The sequence below is a fragment of the Sphingomonas sp. BE138 genome, assembly GCF_031456125.1.
GTDB lineage: Bacteria > Pseudomonadota > Alphaproteobacteria > Sphingomonadales > Sphingomonadaceae > Sphingomonas.
Window position 1 is genome coordinate 47,917 of sequence record NZ_JAVDUC010000016.1, and the last position, 19,954, is coordinate 67,870.

At 69.3% G+C, this 19,954-nt stretch carries 19 protein-coding genes; 9 read left to right on the top strand and 10 right to left on the bottom strand.

Annotated elements, in window-relative coordinates; translation table 11 throughout:
- Positions 1 to 41: 41 nt before the first annotated feature.
- Positions 42 to 596 (top strand): FKBP-type peptidyl-prolyl cis-trans isomerase, encoded by a 555-nt coding sequence (locus J2Y58_RS16545; RefSeq protein WP_310105445.1) that lies wholly within the window; start codon positions 42 to 44, stop codon positions 594 to 596.
- Between the two features lie 237 nt (positions 597 to 833).
- Here J2Y58_RS16545 and J2Y58_RS16550 read toward each other — a convergent pair whose 3' ends face one another.
- The 3 genes from J2Y58_RS16550 to J2Y58_RS16560 all read right to left on the bottom strand — a co-directional run bounded on the left by J2Y58_RS16550 (position 834) and on the right by J2Y58_RS16560 (position 4,358).
- Entirely contained in the window at positions 834 to 2,021 is a 1,188-nt protein-coding gene (locus tag J2Y58_RS16550; RefSeq protein ID WP_310105448.1) for a cell wall hydrolase, read from the bottom strand.
- A 73-nt stretch (positions 2,022 to 2,094) separates the two neighbouring features.
- Positions 2,095 to 3,015 carry a cysteine synthase A gene (cysK, locus tag J2Y58_RS16555; RefSeq protein ID WP_310105452.1) on the bottom strand — a complete coding sequence of 307 codons (921 nt, stop codon included), beginning with the start codon at positions 3,013 to 3,015 and terminating at the stop codon, positions 2,095 to 2,097.
- Positions 3,012 to 4,358 (bottom strand): MFS transporter, encoded by a 1,347-nt coding sequence (locus tag J2Y58_RS16560; RefSeq protein ID WP_310105455.1) that lies wholly within the window; start codon positions 4,356 to 4,358, stop codon positions 3,012 to 3,014. Before J2Y58_RS16560 ends, cysK begins: the two co-directional genes overlap by 4 nt.
- Positions 4,359 to 4,471: 113 nt before the next feature.
- Here J2Y58_RS16560 and pdhA point away from each other — a divergent pair, with 113 nt between their 5' ends.
- A complete protein-coding gene (gene pdhA / locus J2Y58_RS16565; protein WP_310105458.1) occupies positions 4,472 to 5,527 on the top strand; it encodes a pyruvate dehydrogenase (acetyl-transferring) E1 component subunit alpha in 1,056 nt (351 codons plus the stop codon).
- 1 nt (position 5,528) lies between these two features.
- Positions 5,529 to 6,959, top strand: coding sequence for a pyruvate dehydrogenase complex E1 component subunit beta (locus J2Y58_RS16570; RefSeq protein WP_310105460.1), 1,431 nt, complete (start codon positions 5,529 to 5,531; stop codon positions 6,957 to 6,959).
- An 82-nt stretch (positions 6,960 to 7,041) separates the two neighbouring features.
- Here J2Y58_RS16570 and J2Y58_RS16575 read toward each other — a convergent pair whose 3' ends face one another.
- Positions 7,042 to 7,239, bottom strand: coding sequence for a hypothetical protein (locus J2Y58_RS16575; RefSeq protein ID WP_310105463.1), 198 nt, complete (start codon positions 7,237 to 7,239; stop codon positions 7,042 to 7,044).
- A gap of 40 nt (positions 7,240 to 7,279) precedes the next feature.
- Here J2Y58_RS16575 and J2Y58_RS16580 point away from each other — a divergent pair, with 40 nt between their 5' ends.
- The 4 genes from J2Y58_RS16580 to J2Y58_RS16595 all read left to right on the top strand — a co-directional run bounded on the left by J2Y58_RS16580 (position 7,280) and on the right by J2Y58_RS16595 (position 10,268).
- Positions 7,280 to 7,951 (top strand): hypothetical protein, encoded by a 672-nt coding sequence (locus J2Y58_RS16580; RefSeq protein ID WP_310105466.1) that lies wholly within the window; start codon positions 7,280 to 7,282, stop codon positions 7,949 to 7,951.
- A gap of 45 nt (positions 7,952 to 7,996) precedes the next feature.
- Positions 7,997 to 8,461, top strand: a complete 465-nt coding sequence (locus J2Y58_RS16585) for an EF-hand domain-containing protein (protein WP_310105468.1) — start codon at positions 7,997 to 7,999, stop codon at positions 8,459 to 8,461.
- Positions 8,462 to 8,535: 74 nt separating this feature from the next.
- Complete coding sequence (locus J2Y58_RS16590) at positions 8,536 to 9,303, top strand: SDR family oxidoreductase (RefSeq protein WP_310105471.1); 768 nt, start codon at positions 8,536 to 8,538, stop codon at positions 9,301 to 9,303.
- Positions 9,300 to 10,268, top strand: a complete 969-nt coding sequence (locus J2Y58_RS16595) for a glycosidase (RefSeq protein WP_310105473.1) — start codon at positions 9,300 to 9,302, stop codon at positions 10,266 to 10,268. The genes J2Y58_RS16590 and J2Y58_RS16595 overlap by 4 nt, the downstream gene beginning before the upstream one ends.
- A gap of 16 nt (positions 10,269 to 10,284) precedes the next feature.
- Here the strand turns inward: J2Y58_RS16595 and J2Y58_RS16600 are convergent, their stop codons facing one another.
- The 4 genes from J2Y58_RS16600 to J2Y58_RS16615 form a co-directional block, all read right to left on the bottom strand.
- Complete coding sequence (locus tag J2Y58_RS16600) at positions 10,285 to 11,217, bottom strand: AEC family transporter (protein ID WP_310105476.1); 933 nt, start codon at positions 11,215 to 11,217, stop codon at positions 10,285 to 10,287.
- Positions 11,214 to 12,707, bottom strand: a complete 1,494-nt coding sequence (locus J2Y58_RS16605; RefSeq protein WP_310105479.1) for an FAD/NAD(P)-binding protein — start codon at positions 12,705 to 12,707, stop codon at positions 11,214 to 11,216. The genes J2Y58_RS16600 and J2Y58_RS16605 overlap by 4 nt, the downstream gene beginning before the upstream one ends.
- A gap of 95 nt (positions 12,708 to 12,802) precedes the next feature.
- The gene (gene uvsE, locus J2Y58_RS16610) at positions 12,803 to 13,948 is read right to left on the bottom strand and encodes a UV DNA damage repair endonuclease UvsE (RefSeq protein WP_310105482.1); all 1,146 of its coding nucleotides are present in this window, start codon (positions 13,946 to 13,948) and stop codon (positions 12,803 to 12,805) included.
- Between the two features lie 41 nt (positions 13,949 to 13,989).
- Positions 13,990 to 14,451, bottom strand: coding sequence for a YaiI/YqxD family protein (locus tag J2Y58_RS16615; protein ID WP_310105485.1), 462 nt, complete (start codon positions 14,449 to 14,451; stop codon positions 13,990 to 13,992).
- 115 nt (positions 14,452 to 14,566) lie between these two features.
- Between J2Y58_RS16615 and J2Y58_RS16620 the strand changes: the two genes are divergently transcribed.
- Positions 14,567 to 15,469, top strand: a complete 903-nt coding sequence (locus J2Y58_RS16620) for a crotonase/enoyl-CoA hydratase family protein (RefSeq protein ID WP_310105487.1) — start codon at positions 14,567 to 14,569, stop codon at positions 15,467 to 15,469.
- A gap of 60 nt (positions 15,470 to 15,529) precedes the next feature.
- On the opposite strand, the gene J2Y58_RS16625 is transcribed toward J2Y58_RS16620, so the two are convergent.
- Positions 15,530 to 17,467: an EAL domain-containing protein gene (locus J2Y58_RS16625; protein ID WP_310105490.1), complete on the bottom strand. Its 1,938-nt coding sequence runs from the start codon at positions 17,465 to 17,467 to the stop codon at positions 15,530 to 15,532.
- Between the two features lie 119 nt (positions 17,468 to 17,586).
- Positions 17,587 to 18,723 carry a cellulase family glycosylhydrolase gene (locus J2Y58_RS16630; protein ID WP_310105493.1) on the bottom strand — a complete coding sequence of 379 codons (1,137 nt, stop codon included), beginning with the start codon at positions 18,721 to 18,723 and terminating at the stop codon, positions 17,587 to 17,589.
- A 125-nt stretch (positions 18,724 to 18,848) separates the two neighbouring features.
- Between J2Y58_RS16630 and J2Y58_RS16635 the strand changes: the two genes are divergently transcribed.
- A complete protein-coding gene (locus tag J2Y58_RS16635) occupies positions 18,849 to 19,814 on the top strand; it encodes a family 43 glycosylhydrolase (protein WP_310105496.1) in 966 nt (321 codons plus the stop codon).
- The last annotated feature ends 140 nt before the right edge of the window (positions 19,815 to 19,954 follow it).

The window sequence follows — 19,954 nt, forward strand, 5'->3', positions numbered from 1 at the left end:
CGCGTCGGGGACGGCGCGCGCAAGCTGAGGTTGCCCGCATCATGTCGACTGTCACCGCCGTTCCGATTCCGCCCGTCCGCCGCGCCTACGTGCTGTGGCTGATCGCCGGATTGCTGATCGCGCTGGTGGCGGGCGTGGCGCTCGCACGCGCCGGCAGCACCGGGATCGTCACGACGCCGTCGGGGCTGCGGTATCAGGTGCTGAAGGCCGGCGACGTGAAGGGGCCGCACCCCACCGACACGGACGTGTCGCTGGTGAATTACGAAGGCCGGCTGGTGGACGGTACGGTCTTCGACAAGTCGCAGCAGCCGACGCCGCTGCCGGTCGCCGGTGTCGTCCCGGGCTTCTCCGAAGGCCTGAAGCTGATGCACAAGGGCGCCAAGTACCGCTTTTGGATCAAGCCGGAACTGGGCTATGGCGAGCGTGCCGCCGGGCCGATCCCGCCGAACTCGACCCTGGTCTTCGACGTCGAGCTGCAGGACTTCATCCCCGAGGCGACGCTGCGCCAGTTGCAGATGCAGCAGAGCATGATGGGCGGGATGCCCGGCATGGGTGGTCCGGGCGGAGCGCCGGGTGCCGCCCCGGGTGGCCGCTGATCGCGGGGTTACCGACCGTCGGATAGGTGAGGGGCGGCCTGCGGGTCGCCCTTTTCCGTTCGGGCGGCGCGGAGCTGCGATAAGCTCGGTTCGTGCAACTCACTTCTCGGCTACCGCCCGGCCGCCCGCATGATCGGCGTGAGGATGGTCATGGGAAGTCGCGGGCGCGGAGCGCCCTGCGCGACACAACGCTGGCCTCGCCGCCACGATCGCGACGGGAAGGGTGAGCCGCCGTCGCTACGGCAGCGTCGTTGCGCCCGGCAGCGGCGCGGCGGTCAGCCCCTCGCGGCGGCGGACGCCGGTCAGCGGTGCCGGCGCGCCATCGCCGCGCGGCGCCGGCGTCGCGGCGGCCACCGGTACGACCTGCCGCCGCATGCACAGCCCCGGCCCGGTGCGCGGAAACTCCCGGCAGTTCCACAGCTCGCGCTCCAGCCCGGCATCTTTGTCGCGCAGGTAGCTGAACGACATCGCCGCCATCTGCGCCGCCGTCATCGCCGCGCCGCCCGGCAGCATCGCGCGGTCGGTCCAGCCGAGGAACTTGCATTTCGCGCGCGTGCCGCACGCCGTCTTCGCCAGCTGCGGATACGTCTCGGGTGCGCCGACGTCGAGCAGCGCGGTGAAGCTGTCGGGCTCGCCCGGCACCGCGCTCGTCGCCACCGCGGCCGCACCCACGATCGGCGCCGCTGCGGCGACGGCGGTGGCGGCCTCCTCCAGCGCCCCGCCCAGCCGGTGCGCGGGCGAGATCGCCGCCAGCGTCGCGATCACCGGCTCGTCGCTCGACACCGCACGCCGGAACGCCGCCGGCGTGCCCCACCAACCGGTCCAGCGAAAGAACAGGTGGGTATGCACCTCGGCGAGCTTGTCGAGGCTCGCGCTCCAATACGGCACCACCCAGTCGGTATGGTAATGGGTCGCATAGCCGACCTGCCTGACGACCGCGCCGTTCAGCGCAGCGGTCGCGATCGCGCGCGCGCGCTGCCACGCCGGCTCGGACGGGTGCCGCGCCAGCGCACCGTCGCAGGTGAAGGTGAACTGGCAGCCGGTCCGGCGCTCCTGCCCCTGAAAGACCACGCCGCACACCGTCTTGGGGAAGGCGGGGTGGCGCAGCCGATTGAGCACGACCTGCACCACTGCCCGCTCGCCGACTGGATCGTCGCCCGCCTCGTACCACGCCGCGGCGGCCAGGCAGTCGGTCGCGCGCGCCCGTTGCGCCTCGTCGCCGACGAATCGGAACGGCTGCGCAGGCGGGCGCGGACCGCGCACGAACGGAATGCCGGCATTGTAGAGCCGCGCATCCTCGGGGCTGAGATCCTGCAACTCGACCGGCTCGACCTCCGGGATCTCGGTCGCCGCCACCACGCGCTGCGGCCGCGCCACCTTGGCGCGGATGGCGCGCGGCACGTCGGGCGTGCGCGTAACCACCACCGCCGGCGCCACGACCGCCAGCGTCGCGATTCCGCCCAGGATCGCGCGCAGCCTCCAGCTCGGCTCGGACAGGTCAGTTCTCCGGCAGGAAGTCCGGCACCGACAGGTAGCGCTCGCCGGTATCGTAGTTGAAGCCGAGCACGCGCACGTCGTCGGGCAGGTCGGGCAGCTTTTGCAGGATCGCCGCCAGCGTCGCGCCCGAGGAGATGCCGACCAGAAGCCCTTCCTCGCGGGCCGAGCGCCGCGCCATGTCCTTGGCGACCGCCGCGTCGACCTCGATCACGCCGTCCAGCGTCTGCGTGTGCAGGTTGGCGGGGATGAAGCCGGCGCCGATCCCCTGGATCGGGTGCGGCCCGGCCTGCCCGCCGGAGATGACCGGCGACGCCTTGGGCTCGACCGCGAACACCTTCAGGTTCGGCCATTCCTTCTTCAGCACCTCGGCCACGCCGGTGATGTGCCCGCCGGTCCCGACGCCGGTGATGATCACGTCGATCGGTGAGTCGCGGAAGTCGTTCAGGATTTCCTGAGCGGTCGTGCGCACATGCACGTCGATGTTCGCAGGGTTCTCGAATTGCTGCGGCATCCATGCGCCGGGCGTCTGTTCGACCAGCTCCAGCGCGCGTTCGATCGCGCCCTTCATGCCCTTCTCGCGCGGGGTCAGGTCGAACTCGGCGCCATAGGCCAGCATCAGCCGGCGGCGCTCCAGGCTCATGCTTTCCGGCATGACGAGGATCAGCTTGTAGCCCTTGACCGCTGCGACCATCGCCAGCCCGATGCCGGTGTTGCCGCTGGTCGGCTCGATGATCGTGCCACCGGGCGTCAGCGCGCCCGATGCTTCGGCCGCCTCGACCATCGCCAGCGCGATACGGTCCTTGATCGACCCGCCGGGATTGGCGCGCTCGGACTTGATCCACACTTCCGAGCCGGGAAACAGCTTCTGGATGCGGACGTGCGGCGTGTTGCCGATCGTCTCCAGGACGTTCTGTGCCTTCATGGCTGCGCTACTCCATGTTGTGGGACGGTATCGATCATGTCGGGCGGGTCAAAGGTCCGCGCGCGGCGGAGTTCCGGAAACAGCCGCGACCACAGCAGCGTGACCGCGATCGCGCCGACCCCGCCGAAGACGACGGCACCCACCGGGCCCAGCAGCGACGCCATCAACCCGCTCTCCGCCTCGCCCAATTCGTTCGAGGCCGAGATGGTCAGCTGCGACACGGCGCTCACCCGGCCGCGCATCGCATCGGGGGTGTGCAGCTGGATCAACGAGGTACGGACGTAGACGGAGACCATGTCCGCGCCGCCCGCGACGATCAGCGCGATCAGGCTGATGACGAAATCGACCTGCACCGCGCCGATGCGGGTGATCTCCAGCAGCTCGGTGACCTGGGTCGCGATGCCGAAGGTCAGGATCGCCAGCCCGAAGACTACCACCGCGGCCAGCATCTTCACCCCGACATTCGACTTCATCGGACGAAACGAGAACCAGATCGCGGTTGTCCCCGCGCCGATCCCCATGCCGGCCGCCAGGAAGCCCAGCCCGCTTGCCCCGACGTGCAGGATGTCGCGCGCGTAGATCGGCAGCAGCGCGGTGGCGCCCGCCAGGAGCACCGCAAACAGATCCAGCGTGATCGCCGCCAAAACCAGTCGGTTACGACGCACATAGGAGAAACCGTCGAGGATGCGCTGGAGCGGCCGGCGATCCTTTTGCGCCGGCGGCTGCGGCACCTTGCCGATCAGGAACATCGTCGCCAGCGCCAGCGCCAGCAACGCCGAGATCACGCCGTACGCGACATCGGGGTGGATCGCATACAGCAGCCCGCCGATGCTCGGTCCCGCGACCGTTCCGAACTGCCATGCGATCGAGGAGATTGCGATCGCGGTCGGCAGGCTTTCCTTGGGGACCAGGTTCGGCGCCAGCGCCGAATAGGCCGGTCCGGAGAAGGCACGCGCAATCCCGATCAGCACGGCGGCGCCGAACAACGTCGGCAACGAAAGATTACCCGACCAGGTCAGCAGCCCCAAAGTCGCCGCGTTGGCGACCAGGAGCGCGGTCGTGCCGCGCACGATCCAGCGCCGATCGACGCTGTCGGCGACCAGCCCGACGACGGGCGTCAGCAGGAACAGCGGAATGAACTGCACCAGCCCGATCATGCCCAGCATGAAGGCGGCCTCGCGGATATCCATGGTTTCGCGAGCGATGCCATAGACTTGCCAGCCGATGATGATCGCCTGCGCGCTGACCGCGATTGTGCCGGCGAAGCGCGACAGCCAGTATGCCCGAAAATTGGCGATCCTGAGCGGATGGACAGGGGGCGGCAGGTCGATCGTTCCACTCATCGCGGCAGGCCTAGACCCGCCCCTAATCCCTTGCAAGACACTGGGGTTTGCAGTCTGCACCGTGCCGTGGCTATAGGCCGCTACGTCTTTCAGGAAACGAGGTAGTGTCCATCGTGGCAAAAGCCCCCGCACGCAGCGAAGCACCGGCTGCCGACCCGCAGAAAACGAATCGCGAGCGGCCCGCCGACCCGCGGCCCTATGAGGCGAGCAAGGACGAGCTGCTCAAATTCTACGAGGACATGCTGCTGATCCGCCGCTTCGAGGAGAAGGCCGGGCAGCTGTACGGCCTGGGGCTGATCGGCGGCTTCTGCCACCTGTATATCGGGCAGGAAGCGGTCGCGGTCGGGTTGCAGTCGGCGCTGACCGAGAAGGACTCGGTCATCACCGGCTACCGTGACCACGGGCACATGCTGCTGTGCGGGATCCCGCCCAAGGACGTCATGGCGGAGCTGACCGGGCGCCAGGCCGGCATCTCGAAGGGCAAGGGCGGCTCGATGCACATGTTCAGCGTCGAGCATAAATTCTACGGCGGCCACGGCATCGTCGGTGCGCAGGTGTCGCTCGGCGCCGGGCTGGCGTTCAGCCACAAGTACGCCAACGACGGCGGCGTGTGCCTCGCCTATTTCGGCGACGGCGCGGCCAACCAGGGCCAGGTGTACGAAAGCTTCAACATGGCCGAGCTGTGGAAGCTGCCGATCATCTTCGTGATCGAGAACAACCAGTATGCGATGGGCACCAGCGTCAATCGCGCGTCGTCCGAGGATCAGCTGTACCGCCGCGGCGAGAGCTTCCGCATCCCGGGTCTTCAGATCGACGGCATGGACGTGCTGGCGGCGCGCGGCGCGGCCGAGGAAGCGCTCGCCTGGGTGCGCGCGGGCAAGGGGCCGATCATCCTGGAGATGAAGACCTATCGCTATCGCGGTCACTCGATGAGCGACCCGGCCAAGTATCGCTCGCGCGACGAGGTGCAGGCGGTGCGCGACAAGTCCGACCCGATCGAGCACGTCAAGAAGCTGCTGACCGAGGGGCACGGCGCCAAGGAAGAGGATTTCAAGGCGATCGAGCAGCGCATCCGCAAGCAGGTGGCCGAGTCCGCCGATTTCGCCGAAAGCACGCCGGAGCCGGATCCGGCCGAACTGTATACCGACGTTCTGGTGGAGAAGTACTGAGATGGCGATCGACATCAAGATGCCGGCGCTGTCGCCCACCATGGAGGAGGGCACGCTCGCCAAGTGGCTCGTCAAGGAAGGCGACACGGTGAAGTCCGGCGACATCATGGCCGAGATCGAGACCGACAAGGCGACGATGGAGTTCGAGGCGGTCGACGAGGGCACCGTGTCGAAGATCCTCGTTGCCGAGGGTACGGACGGCGTGAAGGTCGGCACGGTCATCATGCAGCTGGCGGGTGAGGGCGAGGACGCCGGCGATACCGCCGCGCCCGCGACGAAGGACGACACCGCGCAGCCGGACGCGCAGGCCGACGAGAAGAAGCCCGACCAGGTCGAGGATTCGGCGCACCCGGCGCAGGAAAAGGTCGACACCGGCGCCCGCCAGCTGTTCGAGGCCGCGAGCCACAAGGCCGAGGTCACCGATCCCGCGATCCCGGCGGGCACCGAGATGGTGAAGGTCACCGTCCGCGAAGCGCTGCGCGACGCGATGGCCGAGGAAATGCGCGCCGACGAGCGCGTGTTCGTGATGGGCGAGGAAGTCGCGCAATATCAGGGCGCCTACAAGGTGACCCAGGGGCTGCTGGACGAGTTCGGCGACCGTCGCGTCATCGACACGCCGATCACCGAATACGGTTTCGCCGGCGTCGGCACCGGCGCGGCGATGGGCGGGCTGAAGCCGATCGTCGAGTTCATGACCTTCAACTTCGCGATGCAGGCGATCGACCACATCATCAACTCGGCCGCGAAGACCAACTACATGTCGGGCGGCCAGATGCGCTGCCCGATCGTGTTCCGCGGGCCGAACGGCGCCGCCAGCCGCGTCGGCGCGCAGCACTCGCAGAACTACGGTCCGTGGTACGCCTCGGTCCCCGGCCTGATCGTGATCGCGCCGTATGACGCGGCCGATGCCAAGGGTCTGCTCAAGGCCGCGATCCGCAGCCAGGACCCGGTGGTCTTCCTCGAGAACGAGCTGCTCTACGGTCGCTCGTTCGAAATCCCGAAGCTCGACGACTGGGTCCTGCCGATCGGCAAGGCGCGGATCATGCGCGAGGGCAGGGACGTGACGATCGTCAGCTATTCGATCGGCGTCGGCCTCGCGCTTGAAGCCGCCGAGACGCTGGCGGGCGAGGGGATCGAGGCGGAGGTCGTCGACCTGCGCACGCTGCGCCCGCTCGACAAGCAGACGGTGCTCAAGTCGCTGGCCAAGACCAACCGGCTGGTGGTGGTCGAGGAGGGCTGGCCGACCTGCTCGATCGCGTCGGAGATCGCCGCGATCGCGATGGAGGACGGCTTCGACGATCTCGACGCGCCGGTGCTGCGCGTCACGAACGAGGACGTGCCGCTGCCCTATGCCGCCAACCTCGAGAAGCTGGCGCTGATCTCCAGCGACAAGATCGTGGCGACGGTCAAGAAGATCGTGCCGCGCGCGTAACCGCGCATGGCGGCCGCGGCGATCCAACGATCGCCGCGGTCGTCACCACCGGATCGAACAGCCCTTGCCGCGATGGCGAGACTCAGTTGGACCCCGTCATAAGTTGCAGGTCGGAGACGATCGCCGTGAGCGCCCGTCCCGAACCATCGCCACGCGCGGTGATCTTGCAATGCATCGCCTCGACCGTTTCGGTCGGGTCCGTGCCGCCGCAACCGGTTGGATCGTTCGGGCCGAGCTTCAGCCCGTCGCTCGAGCCCGACCTGATAGCGCTCGCGTTCATCCTGTGCCGCCGCGCTCACTAGAGGTTCAAGGCCATGGGGATGACGCCTCCAAGCACCCAAGACGAACCCGACACCGATACCGATCCGCTCACGCTGCTCGCCGGGCCGGGCGACGACGGCCGGCGCCCGCTGCTCGCGCTCGATCGTCAGTTCGCGTCGATCCGCGCCAGCACCACCGAGCCGCTGATCGGCCAGATGCGGCTGCTCTGGTGGCACGATGCGCTCGCCGCGCTCGATACCGCACCCGCACCGGCGGTGCCGATCTTGCAGGACCTGCAGCGCCACGTCCTCCCGTGCGGAGTGACGGGGGCGAGGCTGGCGGAGTGGTCGGACCTTTGGGAGGCGTTGATCGACCCGACGATCGACGAGCCGGAACGCCTGGCGATCATTAACCGGCGCGGCGCCCTGTTGTTCGACGCGCTGGCGGTCATGCACGGGGCGACCGCGCCCGGCATTGCGGTAGCGGGCGCCTGCTGGTCGCTCGCCGATGCCGCGCGGTGGAGCGACGCTACTCCGTCGCAGCAGGACGCACGCGGCGCGGCGGCACGGGCGCGGTGGCGTGCGGCGCTCGCCGAACCGTGGCCGCGCGCCGCCCGCCCCTTCCTGCTGGTCGCACATGCCGCGCTGACCGACACGCGCGGGGCCGCGGCGGCGCTACGCACCGCCGGGTTCATGCTGACCGGCCGGACCGCGCTGTTCGGCGCGCGCTGATCCGTCTATCATCACCGTGCGGGCGAGGCACGGGGGATGCAAGCGATGTGGCGATATCTGGTCGGCGGTGTCGCGGCGCTGTCGATGGTCGGGGCAGGGTGGCTGATCTTCAACGGCGAGGCGCATCCCGACGCCGGGCCTGTCGCCGCCGCCGGCCCGCCCCCGTCCGCTGCCCGGCAGGCGCCGGGCGACGACGCCGCCCCGCTCCCCGAAGCCCCGGCGCGCAGCCGCGAGCAGAAGCGCTTCGGCCGCTACGACAAGGATCGCGACGGGCGGATCACCCGCGACGAATATCTGCTGCCGCGCCGCAAGGCGTTCGCCAGGCTCGACACCGATGGCGACGGCCGCCTGTCCTTCGACGAATGGGCGATCAAGACCACGACGCGCTTCGCCGACGCCGATCGCGACCGCTCGGCCGCGATGGACGCCGCGGAATTCGCCACGACCGCGCCGAAACGCAAGGCGGCGCGCCCCGCCTGCCGCTGCCTCGCCTCGCCGAGCGAGGACTAGGGCTGCCGCGGGCCGCCGAGGAGCGAAGCGCCCGCGCAGTCGTTATCGCGACTGAGAAAAAAGCGGAGGCAGGCGTGACGGAACGGGTCGTGGTGGTGACCGGAGCGGAATCGGGGATCGGTGCGGCGTGCGCGCGCGCCTTCGGGGCGACGGGCGCGCGCGTCGCAGTGCTGTTCCACTCCGACGAGGCCGCCGCGGACGCCAGCGCGCAGGCGGTGCGCGACGCGGGCGGCGAGGCGCTGACCGTCAAGGCCGCGATCGACGACGAAGCGGCCGTCGACCAGGCCTTCGCCGCGATCGAGGCGCAATGGGGCGTCGCCGAGGTTCTGGTCAACTCGGCCGGGCTCAACATGACCGGGGTGGCGGTCCGCGACATGGAATTGTCGCAATGGCGGCGGCTGCTCGACACCGACCTCACCGGCGCGTTCCTGACCTCGCGCCGCTTCCTCCGCGCGCGCGGTCAGGCGAGCGGCGATGCCACGATCCTGCACATCTCCTCGATCCACGCCTATGCCGTCCGCGCAGGCGGCGCGGATTATTGCGCGGCCAAGGGTGGGTTGACCAACCTGGTCGAGACGCTCGCGATCGAAGAAGCCGCGCGCGGCATCCGCGTCAATGCGATCGAGCCGGGCATGATCCTGACCCCCATGAACGCGCGCGCGCAGACCGACGCGGCTTATCGTCGCTCGCTGGAACAGAACATCCCGATGCAGCGCGCCGGCGATCCCGGCGAGGTCGCCGATCTCGCGGTCTTCCTCGCCTCCGACAAGGCCCGCTATATCACCGGCGCGCGGATCGTGATCGACGGCGGGCTGTCGCTGCTCCAGGCGGTCGGCGCATGACGGCGGCAGGGATGGGGCAGGGGAGCGACGCCGGCGATCCGCACCGCAAGGATCGGGTCGCCGACGCACCCTTCGACCTGGACTTCAACGTCAAGCGGATCGAGGACGTCACGCTCGCCGGCCCGGACGCGCTGGCGGCGCGCGACCTGATGAGCCCTTATGTCTGGCGAGAGCCCGATGGCCGCTGGGGCATCATGGTGCGCGCGGTGGTGCGTGCCGGCGAGCCGCTCACCGATACCGGCGTGATCTGGGCCGGATGGAGCGACGACGGGCGCCACTTCACCATGCTAGACGCGCCGTCGATCGCACCGGGACCCGGCGACCACGATGCCGGCGGGGTGGAGGACCCCACCGTCGTGCGGCGCGCGAACGATTATGTCGTCTATTATTCGGGCGTCTTGAGCGACCATTCGCACGGCGAACTATCCTATGCCGTCGGCCCGTCGCTCGATCGGCTGGAAAAGAGCGGCGTCGCGCTGGCATCGTCCAAGTCGGAGGGCAACACCAAGGAGGCGACCGTCGATCGCACCGCCGACGGTCGCTGGCGGCTGTTCTACGAATATGCCGCCGATCAGGCGTCGCGGATCGGGCTCGCGATCGGCGCGGACGTGGCGGGGCCATGGACCGAGCAGCCGACGCCGTTCATGCCGCGTACCGACAGCTGGGACGACTGGCACCTGTCCACCGGGCCGCTGCTCACCGACGATCCGGCGCGCCCGGTGATGTTCTACAACGGCGCGACCCGCGATGCGCGCTGGCGGATCGGGTGGGTGGCGTTCGACGCCGATTACACGCGCGTGGTGGCGCGCGGGATCGAGCCGCTGGTCGTCCCGCCGCCGGCCGACGACCGTGGCGCGACCGACATCGCCTTCGCCGCCTCGGTCGTCGTCGCGGAGGATGGTATCTGGCTCTATTACTCGCTGGAGGACCGCCGGCTGGCCCGCGCGCTGATCCGCCGCAGCTGATCGCGCGCGCGGCGCGTCAGATCAGCCCCGTCAGCCCCAACGCCACCACCGCAACCGTGACCAGCAGCAGCGAGACCACGCTCGACAGCGCGACCAATGTCGCCGCCTCCTTCTCGCGCGTCCCCAGCAGCGAGGCGAACAGCGAGATGTTCGCCGCGATCGGGAACAACCCGATCAGCCCGACGAGAACCCGCTCCTGCACGCCCAGCACGTGGATCACCGCCGCCTCCAGCGCGAGTCCCAGCGCCACCAGCGCCACCGCGCTCGCCTGCCGCACCGCCAGGATGCCGCCCATCAGCGACCAGTCGACGGTCCTCGCCCGCACCGCCGACAGGTTGAAGCCGATCACCGCCATGCCCAGCACCGACACCGCCGTCGATACCGTGTCGGCGACCGGCCGAACCGCCTCGGGCGACTCGACCCCCGACAGCTTCAGGATCACCGCCAGCACGAAGGCGTAGAACAACGGGATGCGCAACGCCTTCGACGCCGCACGCTTCTTCCCCTCGGCGGTCCGCGCGACGAGGTAATAGCCGATCGTATCGCCATAGAGCGCGGTGCCGACGAACGCGCAGATGATCGTCGATACTGCCGCCTCGCCGAACAGCGCGCTGGCGACCGGCATGCCGAAGAAGGCGATGTTGAAGAAAGAGAAGCTGGCCGACAGTAGCGGCGGATCGAACCGGTCGCCGACATGGCGCGACAGGCGATAGGCGGGCCACGCCATCAACGCCGCGACCGTGAACATGATCGGCGGGATCACCGCCAGCTCGGCGGGCTCGGCGCGCAGAACCTTGTCGATGACCAGCAGCGGGATCAGCCCGTAGACCAGCATTGTCGAGATCAGCTTCGGCGCCTTCGGCACGCGCCCGCCGATCGCCCAGGCGAGCAGGATGACCCCGAACAGCGGCAGCACCTGCGTCGCCAGCCCGTGCAGCGCATCCGTCATGCGCGCGTGCCCGCAACCTTTGCGAGCATGTCCTGCACGGCACGCTCGGCGCAGGCGACGTTGAACCACACCGCGTTGGTGTCGCGCTGCACGGCATTGACCAGCTCCCCGATCGCGTAGAGCCGCGGAGCCTCGCGGTCGCGCGTGATCACCGCGCCGCTATGGCGATGCGCCTCGATCCCGCCGGACGGATGCGCGTGGAGCCAGCCGCGCGCGACCAGGTCGGTGACCAGTGCATCGGGAATGTCGTCCAACTGCATCGCGGTGCCGGTCGCGTTGACGACCACCGGGGCGCGGAGCGTGTCGCCGTCCGCGAAGCTCGCGACGAACCCGCAGGTGTCGTCGTCCCACTCGGTGGAGGCGACGCCGCCGCGCACCGTCAACTGCCCGCGCGCACCGGCGGCGGCGATCCGGCGCGCGTTGACGATCGGCATCGTGAAGCGCGCGGTCGCGAAATGCGGCGCCAGCCAGCGCCCGAACCGCGCCCGGTCGCGTGGCGAAAGCAGGTCCCACATCTCCGAGGCTTCGTACCGTGCCGCGGTCAGGATGCGCTGGAACAACTCGCCATGCGCCTCGGCGCGTGCGATATCGATGTCGAGCGCGGCCAGCGCGTCCCCGCCGAACCTGTCCTCGGCGCGCCAGTCGATCGGCGTGTCGCTCGCTTCCTCGGCCTCGCGCCGGAACAGCCGGAACAGATCGACGATCGAGAAGCGCCGCCCCCGCTCCCGCATCAGGCGGTGCATCGCGGACAGCGTGAAGTGCCGGCGCTCGAAAGGCGCTTCGGGGGCGGGGATCTCGACCCGCGGCAACATGCCCTCGCGTGAGACGAAATGGATGCGCCCGCGATGCTTCTCGTCGAGCAGCGTCGCGAGCGTGTCGATCGCGCTCAGGCTGCTGCCGAGCACGATCACCTCGGCATCGCGGTCGACGCCGTTGCGCAGCCGCGCGGCGGGCCACGGAAAGTCGATATAGCCGGGGCGACCGTCCAGATGCGCGAAGCGGCGCGGCTTGGGCGTGCCGAGCGCGAGCAGCACGTAATCGGCGGCGATGGTCGTGCCGTCGGTCAGCCGCACATGGGCGTCGTCGCGCCCGCCCTCGATCGCCACCGCCTCGCTGCGGTGGACGCGGACCGTGATCCCCGCATCCTCAGCACGGCGGCGGGCTTCGGCGAACACCTCCCGCACATAGGCGCCATATTCCGCGCGCGGCGCATATTCCGCCGCGTCCTCGTCCAGCGCGCGCCGCGCCCTCAGCCAGTCGCGAAAGTGCCGCGGCTCGTGCGCATACAGGCCCATCAACCGCGACTCGGTGTTGAGCAGATGCCCCGGCTGGTCGGTGCCGAACGCCAGCCCCGGACCCAGGTCGTCGTCACGCTCGACCAGGTCGAAGGAGACGCCGGGCTGCGGCGATGCCGCCAGCCGGATCGTCGCTTCCGCGAAAGCGGCCACGCCGCACGCGCCCATGCCGATGATGGTGATCGAGGCTGTCATGGTCGCGTCCGCTCTCCGGGCGCCGAAGGGAGCGGGCGCACTGATCCACGTTAACACGCGGGTTCGGCCAGCGTTCCGGTGAGGAAATGTTGCCGCTATGCCTCACCCTCGTCGACATCGGGCTCGTCGTCGGCGTCGACGCCTTCCTCCAACCGTGCTTCGTCTTCCGCGAAGCCGGCGGCGTTGGTGATGCCGAACCGCGCCGCGACGTCGGGGGCGAAGCGCAGCAGGTCGGGGCGCAGCCTCAGCAGGCTCAGGTCCTTCGACTTGCCCTCCAGCATCACGTCGAACGCCAGCCCCTCGGCCATGCGCATGAAGGTCGCGAACTCGAACGGGTTGGTGAAGTCGGCGTGGCCGGTCCAGATCGGCGGGCGCAGCACCGTCTTCACCCGCGCGGTCGCCTTGACCGGCGCCTTCAGCAGCTCGCCCTTCTTCGCGCGACCGGTACCGGACTTGGCGGCCGCGCGCTGCTTGGGCGTGATCTTCTGCTTGACCTCGCGCAGCTCGGTGCGCGGCGAGGAGAAGTGGATCTTCGGCCGCACGCCCGCCGGCCATGTGGCGAGGAACCGCTCCAGCGTGTCGCGCATCTCCAGCCGCTCCGGGTTCAGGCACCAGAAATGCTGATAGTCGAAGATCAGCCGCACGCCCGTGCGCTCGTGGATCCACAGCGCGTCGGCAGCCGAGAAGCGGATGTCGTCGTTCTCCAGCACCAGCCGCCGGCGCACGTGCTCCGGGCATTGCTCCCATCCCTCGATCCAGCGCGCGCGGCTCGCCTCATGGTCGCCGTAGACGCCGCCGACATGCGTCACCATCACCGCCTCGTCGTCCAGCTCCATGCGGTCGAGCATCTCGGCCTGGCTCGACAGGTCCCAGATGCTCTTCTTCGTCAGCTCCGGGTCGGGCGCGTTGAGCAGCACGTATTGCGAGGGGTGGAACGACAAGCGGATGCCGTAGTCGCGCGCCTTCGCCCCTAACGCGCGCAACTCCGCGTCGCTGTCCGCCACCATGGAATGGAATTGCGGCATGTCCGGGTGCGTGGCGTAGGGCGCGATGTCCGACGACAGCCGGTACATGTCGAGCCGCTCCGATTTGAGATAGTCCAGCACCGGATCGAGCAGCTCCAGCGAGCATTTCAGGTGCGGGTTCTTCTGCCAGCGCCGCGTGTCCTGCGTCTTCAGCCCGGGCTTGCCCATCACCTTGACGGGAAAGCCGAGGCGGAGCGGGTGATCTGGATCGGTCATCCGCCCTCAACGAGGCAGCGCCGCCGCGGCTCCGTCGCGCGTCAGCGACGCCGCGCGCGCCCGACCGCTTCGTCGAGCGCCGACAGGAACCGCGACCGGTCCTCCCTGGCGAAGGGCGGTGGCCCGCCGATGCGGTCGCCGCCCGCGCGCAGGTCGCTCATGATGGCGCGCACCGCCACCGCATTGCCGATCGAGCTGCTGGTGAACGCACGCCCGTTGGGCGCGATCACCGCCGCCGCGCCCGCCTTCAGGCATCGGTCCGCGAGCAGGATGTCGGCGGTGACCACCACCGCGCCGCCGTCGACCCGCGCGGCGATCCAGTCGTCGGCGGCATCGAACGCATCGCCCACCACCACCCGCGCGATCAGCGGATGCGCGGGCACGCGCAGGTGCGCGTTGCTGACGATCGTCACCGGCACCGCCAGCCGATAGGCCACGCGGTAGATCTCCTCCTTCACCGGACAGGCGTCGGCATCGACCAGGATGTGCACGGATGGGACCATGCGTGTCGCCATGGCACGCCGCCGGATCCTTCGCCAGCGCGCCGACGCCGCATCATCGCAGTCGCCGCGCTATCCTGTGGTCGCAGCATCATGCTGTAACCTTTGAGGAAACGACATGACTATCCACCATCCCAGCATCGTGGCCGCCCCGGATTCGCCCGCGCGCACCCTGTTCGCGTTCGATCAGCTCGAGGCCACGTTCGATCCCGCGCTCGATACCCTGTGGACCTACATGCGCCCTGCCGCCCGGCCCAGCTTCAACCCGGCGCTGCTTCACGACTTCGTCCATTGGCAGGAGGACATCGACGTCGCGCACGGCAGTGGCGCGATGCCGATCCGCTATCTCGTGCTCGGCTCGCGCTTCCCCGGCGTCTTCTCGCTGGGCGGCGACCTCGACCTGTTCGCGCAGCTGATCCGCGCGCGCGACCGCGACGCGCTGGTCGGCTACGGCCGCGCCTGCGTGCGGATCCTCCACCGCAACATGCTCGGGCTCGGGCGCTCGATCGTCACGATCGGGCTGGTCGAGGGCGACGCGCTCGGCGGCGGGTTTGAGGCGCTGCTGTCGTTCAACGTCGTCGTCGCCGAGCGCGGCACCAACTTCGGCCTGCCCGAGACGTTGTTCGGGCTGTTCCCCGGCATGGGGGCGCATTGCTTCCTGTCGCGCCGGCTGGGCGCGGCGCGCGCCGAGCAGATGATCCTCAGCGGGCGCAACTATTCCGCGGAGGAGCTGTACGACATGGGGCTCGTCCATGCGCTCGCACAGCCGGGCGAGGGGCGGCGGATGGTCGAGGATTATATCCGCGCCAACCGCCGCCGCCACAGCGCGCATTGTGCGATCTACGAGGCGTCGCGCGCGGTGAACCCGCTCGAACTCGCCGAGCTGGAGGCGGTGGTCGACCTGTGGGCCGACGCCGCGCTGCGGCTGGGGGAGGGCGACCTCAAGCTGATGCGGCGGCTGGTCAACGCGCAGCACCGCCTGCTTGACAAGGCGGGCTCAGGAAACGGCGCGCTGATCTGATCGCCCGCGCGCGCCCTTCGGTTCGGCGGGCCAACACGGGGCTGGCGCGGCGCGTCCGCGTCAGCCCCCCCCGACACCGCCCGCGAGCAGCGCCGACAGCGCGTCGCGCGTCATCGGTCGCGCCAGCAGATAGCCCTGGACCGCGTCGCAGCGCGTCCGGCGCAGCTGATCGAGCTGCGCCTGCGTCTCGACGCCCTCCGCCACCGTCCGCATCCCCAGCTTGGCGGCCAGGTCGACCACGGTCTGCACAATCGCGATCGACGCCGGGCTGTGGTCGAGATCGGTCACGAACGAGCGATCGATCTTCAGCGTCTGGAACGGAAAGCGCGTCAGATAGCTGAGCGACGAATAGCCGGTACCGAAATCGTCCAGCGTCGTGCACACGCGCAGCCGGTTGAGCGCCTCCAGCGCGGCCAGCGAGGCGTCGACATCCTCCAGCAGCACCGACTCGGTCACCTCCAGGTTCAGCCGCTCGGGCGGCAGCCCGCTGGCGGACAGCGCGTCGAACACCACCGCGGGCAGGTGCGTGGCCCGCAACTGGATCGGCGACAGGTTGACCGCGATCGTCATTTCCGCCGGCCAGTCGCGCGCCGCGCGGCACGCCTGGTACAACACCCAGTGCCCGATCGCATCGATCGTGCCGTTGTCCTCGGCGATCGGGATGAACTCGGCGGGTGACACCGCGCCGTGATGGCGGTTGGTCCAGCGCAGCAAGACCTCGCAGGACAGGATGCGCGTGCCGCCCAGGTCGTAGATCGGCTGATAGAGCAGGTGGAACTCGCCGCGCTCCAGCGCGCCCTGCAACTCGCTGTCGAGCTGGCGGCGGCGCTCGATCTTCTCGTCCATGACCGGTTCGTAGAAATACGATTGCCCACGGCCGCTTTCCTTGGCGCGGTACAGCGCCAGGTCGGCATTCTTCAGCAGCGTGTCGGCGTCCCGCCCGTTCTCCGGCGCGATCGCCACGCCTACCGACGCACCGGTGCGCAGCGAATGGCCGTCGTGCGCCACCGGCGCACGCACCAGTTCCAGGATCGCGGTACCGATCTCCGCGGCCTCGTGCCGGTCTCCGACGGCGTGGAGGATCGCGAACTCGTCGCCACCCAGCCGTGCCACCACGCTGTCGGCGCCGAACCGCCGGTGCAGCCGCGCGGCGACCGCCGCCAGCAGCGCATTGCCCGCGAGATGCCCGAAGGTGTCGTTCACCTCCTTGAAGCGGTCGAGATCGAGCCAGTACAGCGCCATCTTGCCGCCGCTGCCGGGCAGGGCGCGCAACCGGTCCTCGAACTGCTCGCGGAACGCGGTGCGGTTCGACAGGCCGGTCAGGTCGTCGCGGCGCGCCATCGCGGCGTGATGCGCGGCCAGTGCCGCATTCTCGTTGCTGACGATCGTCGCCTTCAGGATCGCGCCATAGGTCTGGAGCGTGATGTCCATCATCGCCACCACGAACAAGGCGATGACGACGGCCAGCACCAGCTTGAGCGGCTCGAACGCGATCAGCAGCCCGACGACCAACGGCAGCGAGGCACAGCACAATTGCCCCAGCGCGATCAGCGGCCGGCCCGCGTTGCGCCCCGCGATGCCCGCGGCATAACCGATCGAGGTGGTCACCGCGAGCAGCTGCAACGTCCCGTCGTCGGTCCGCGTCAGGGTCAGGAAACCGAACAGCCCGAGCAGCCCGGAATAGGCAAGCGCGCCCAGCCGATATTCCAGTTCGTGCCGCCGCACCGACACGGGAGCCTCGGCGTCGCGCGGCAACGGGCGCAGCGCGTCGCCGATCCGCAGCGCGCCGATCACCCCGATCAGGACCGCGCACGCCGCCAGCCACAGGTCGTTCGCCGCCCAGGCCACCACGCCGGCGATGGTCGTGCTGGTCACCGCGCCGATCACCAGCGACTGCGGCGATGCATACAGCGAGTCGATCAACACCGCCCGGACCTGCGCAGTGATGCGATGGTCGGAGTGCCGGAGGTCTCGCAGCCGGACGATCAAGCGCGCCATGACAGGTCCATGCCCGCCAACTATCTATTTTTACCTAACGAGTCCCCGTGGGTAAGTTAGGAACGCGGCGTTTTCGTTACGGCACGGCGGGTTACGCCGAACCATCGCGAGGAACATGCTTAACGCGCCGCCGGCACGACGCCGCGCGGTGCGGCGCTCATCCGGCGGATCAGGTCGGTCTCGGCGGCGCGATAGGGCGTGCCGTCGCCGCGGAATACCTCGTGGAACCAGATCGTCGGCTCTTCCAGGACGTACGGCTTCTTCCAGCTGTCCCACGGCAGTCGCGTCTGCGTCTTGCCGTCGACGAACCCCCAGTTGATCATCGCCACATCGTATCGCTTGCCGATCGGCAGCGAACCGTCGAAGGTGGATCCGTTGCCGCGCGCCATATATTCGGTGCACAGGATCGGGCGGTTGTACGGCAGCAGCTGCTTGACCCGCGCCTCGAACGTCTCCGGCCAGCTGTAATCGTGGAAGGAGATGACGTCCGACTGCCGCAGTTGCAGCGTCTCCATCGGGGTCAGCTTGCCGCCGGTCGGGGTCCAGTCGTCATGCTGCCACACGCCGGAGGTCAGCGGCTGCGACGGGTCGGCGTCGCGCGCCCAGGTGAAGACCTGCGCCAGCAGTGCACGGACCAGCGGCTCCTTGCCCTCCTGGCCCTTGTACTGGTCGGCGCCGTTGTCGGGCTCGTTCCACACGTCCCAGCCAAGGACGCGCGGATCGTTGCGAAACGCGCCGATCACGCCCTGTACATAGGCTTTGTAGGCCGGATAGCGGCGCTTGTCGCGCAGGCCGGGCAGGCCGGGGCCTTGCACCCAACCGGAATTGTGGACGCCCGGAATGGGCGGATGCTGCGGGCCCAGCTTCGGGTCGGGGTCCCACACGCTGTCGAACAGCACGAACAGCGGCTTGATGCGATGCCGCGCGGCGATGGTCAGGAACTCGTCGATGCGCCGCTGGAAACCGGGCGCGTCCTGCTGCCATAGCTGGTCGTGCAGGAAGACGCGCATCGTGTTCATGCCGATGCCTTGCGCCCAGCCGAGCTCGCGGTCGATCGCCTGCGGGTCCCAGGTCTCCGCCTGCCACATCTCCAGCTGGTTGATGGCGGACGCCGGCGCGTAATTGGCGCCGACCAGCCAAGCTTGCGCGCGGTACCAGCTCTTCGCCTGCGCCTCGCTCCACCGTTCGCGCGCGTCGGCGGGCAGCGCGGTCATGGCCGTAGCGAGCGCCAGCACCGTCCAAAGCCGCTTCTTCATCGCATCCTCCCTGATCGTTTCGCCGATTTATGAACGCTTTACGGGCGGCGATCCACTTGCATATGTCGACGGCGCACGAAATTATCCGATTATCTCGCGCTGTTCGTTCCGGAGGGTCGCCGACCATGATCTCGTTCCGCTCGCTCGCCGTCGCTGTGTCGCTCGTCGCCGCGGCGGTTCCGGCGCTGGCCGACAATCCGCAGTTTCAGGGTGCCGACCCGCATGCGATGATGATCGATGGCGAAATGTGGGTGTTCCCGACCGGCGGGCCGTCGGGCAGCTGGTCCGCCGACCGCTTCGGCGCCTTCTCCTCGCGCGACCTGAAGACGTGGCGGCCGCGCGGCGAGCTGATCCGGCGCGACCAGATCCCCTGGATCGGCGCGGACGGCGCGCCCGAGCATTTCCTCTGGGCGCCCGGCGTCGCGACACGTGGCGGCAAATGGTATCTCTATTATTCGGTCGGGCCGCAGAACCCGACGCCCAGCCGGATCGGCGTCGCGGTCGCCGACCGTCCCGAGGGACCGTATCGTGACAGCGGCCGGCCGCTGGTGACCGGCGGGCAGGGGTTCGAGGCGATCGACCCGATGGTCTTCATCGACCCGCGCACGGACACGGCCTATCTCTACGCCGGCGGCAGCGCCGGGGCCCGGCTGCGCGTGTGGCAGCTGACGCCCGACATGGTCGGGCTCGCGCGCGAGGTGCCGGTCGCCACGCCGCCGCACTTCACCGAGGGTGCGTTCATGCACGAACGCGACGGCACCTATTATCTGTCCTACAGCCACGGCCGCTTCAACGCCGCCGACTATTCGGTCCATTATGCGACCGCTTCGTCGCCGACCGGTCCATGGCGCTATCGCGGCGCGATCCTCACCAGCGACCGCCGGCACAAGGGGCCGGGGCACCACAGCTTCGTACGGACACCGGCCGGCGAATGGCTGATCGTCTATCACCGCTGGGAAAACCCGCGCGGTCCGGCGCCGTTTTCGGGCGAGCGGCAGGTTGCGGTCGACCGGGTGCGCTATTCGCGCGACGGACGCATCCTGGCGGTGCGTATGACGGACGCAAAAGGCGCACCTGCGCTGCTATTTTAGCGCATGTTGCGGCACCCGCGCGGCCGAATACGGCGCCAAACGCGTCTGCGGTTTCAAGCCGAAGTGCGACACGCCTCGTGGCAGCGGGGGCAGCGTGTAGCCTCCCAAGCAGCGCAGCGCTGCCCCCGCTGAGGCGCCGC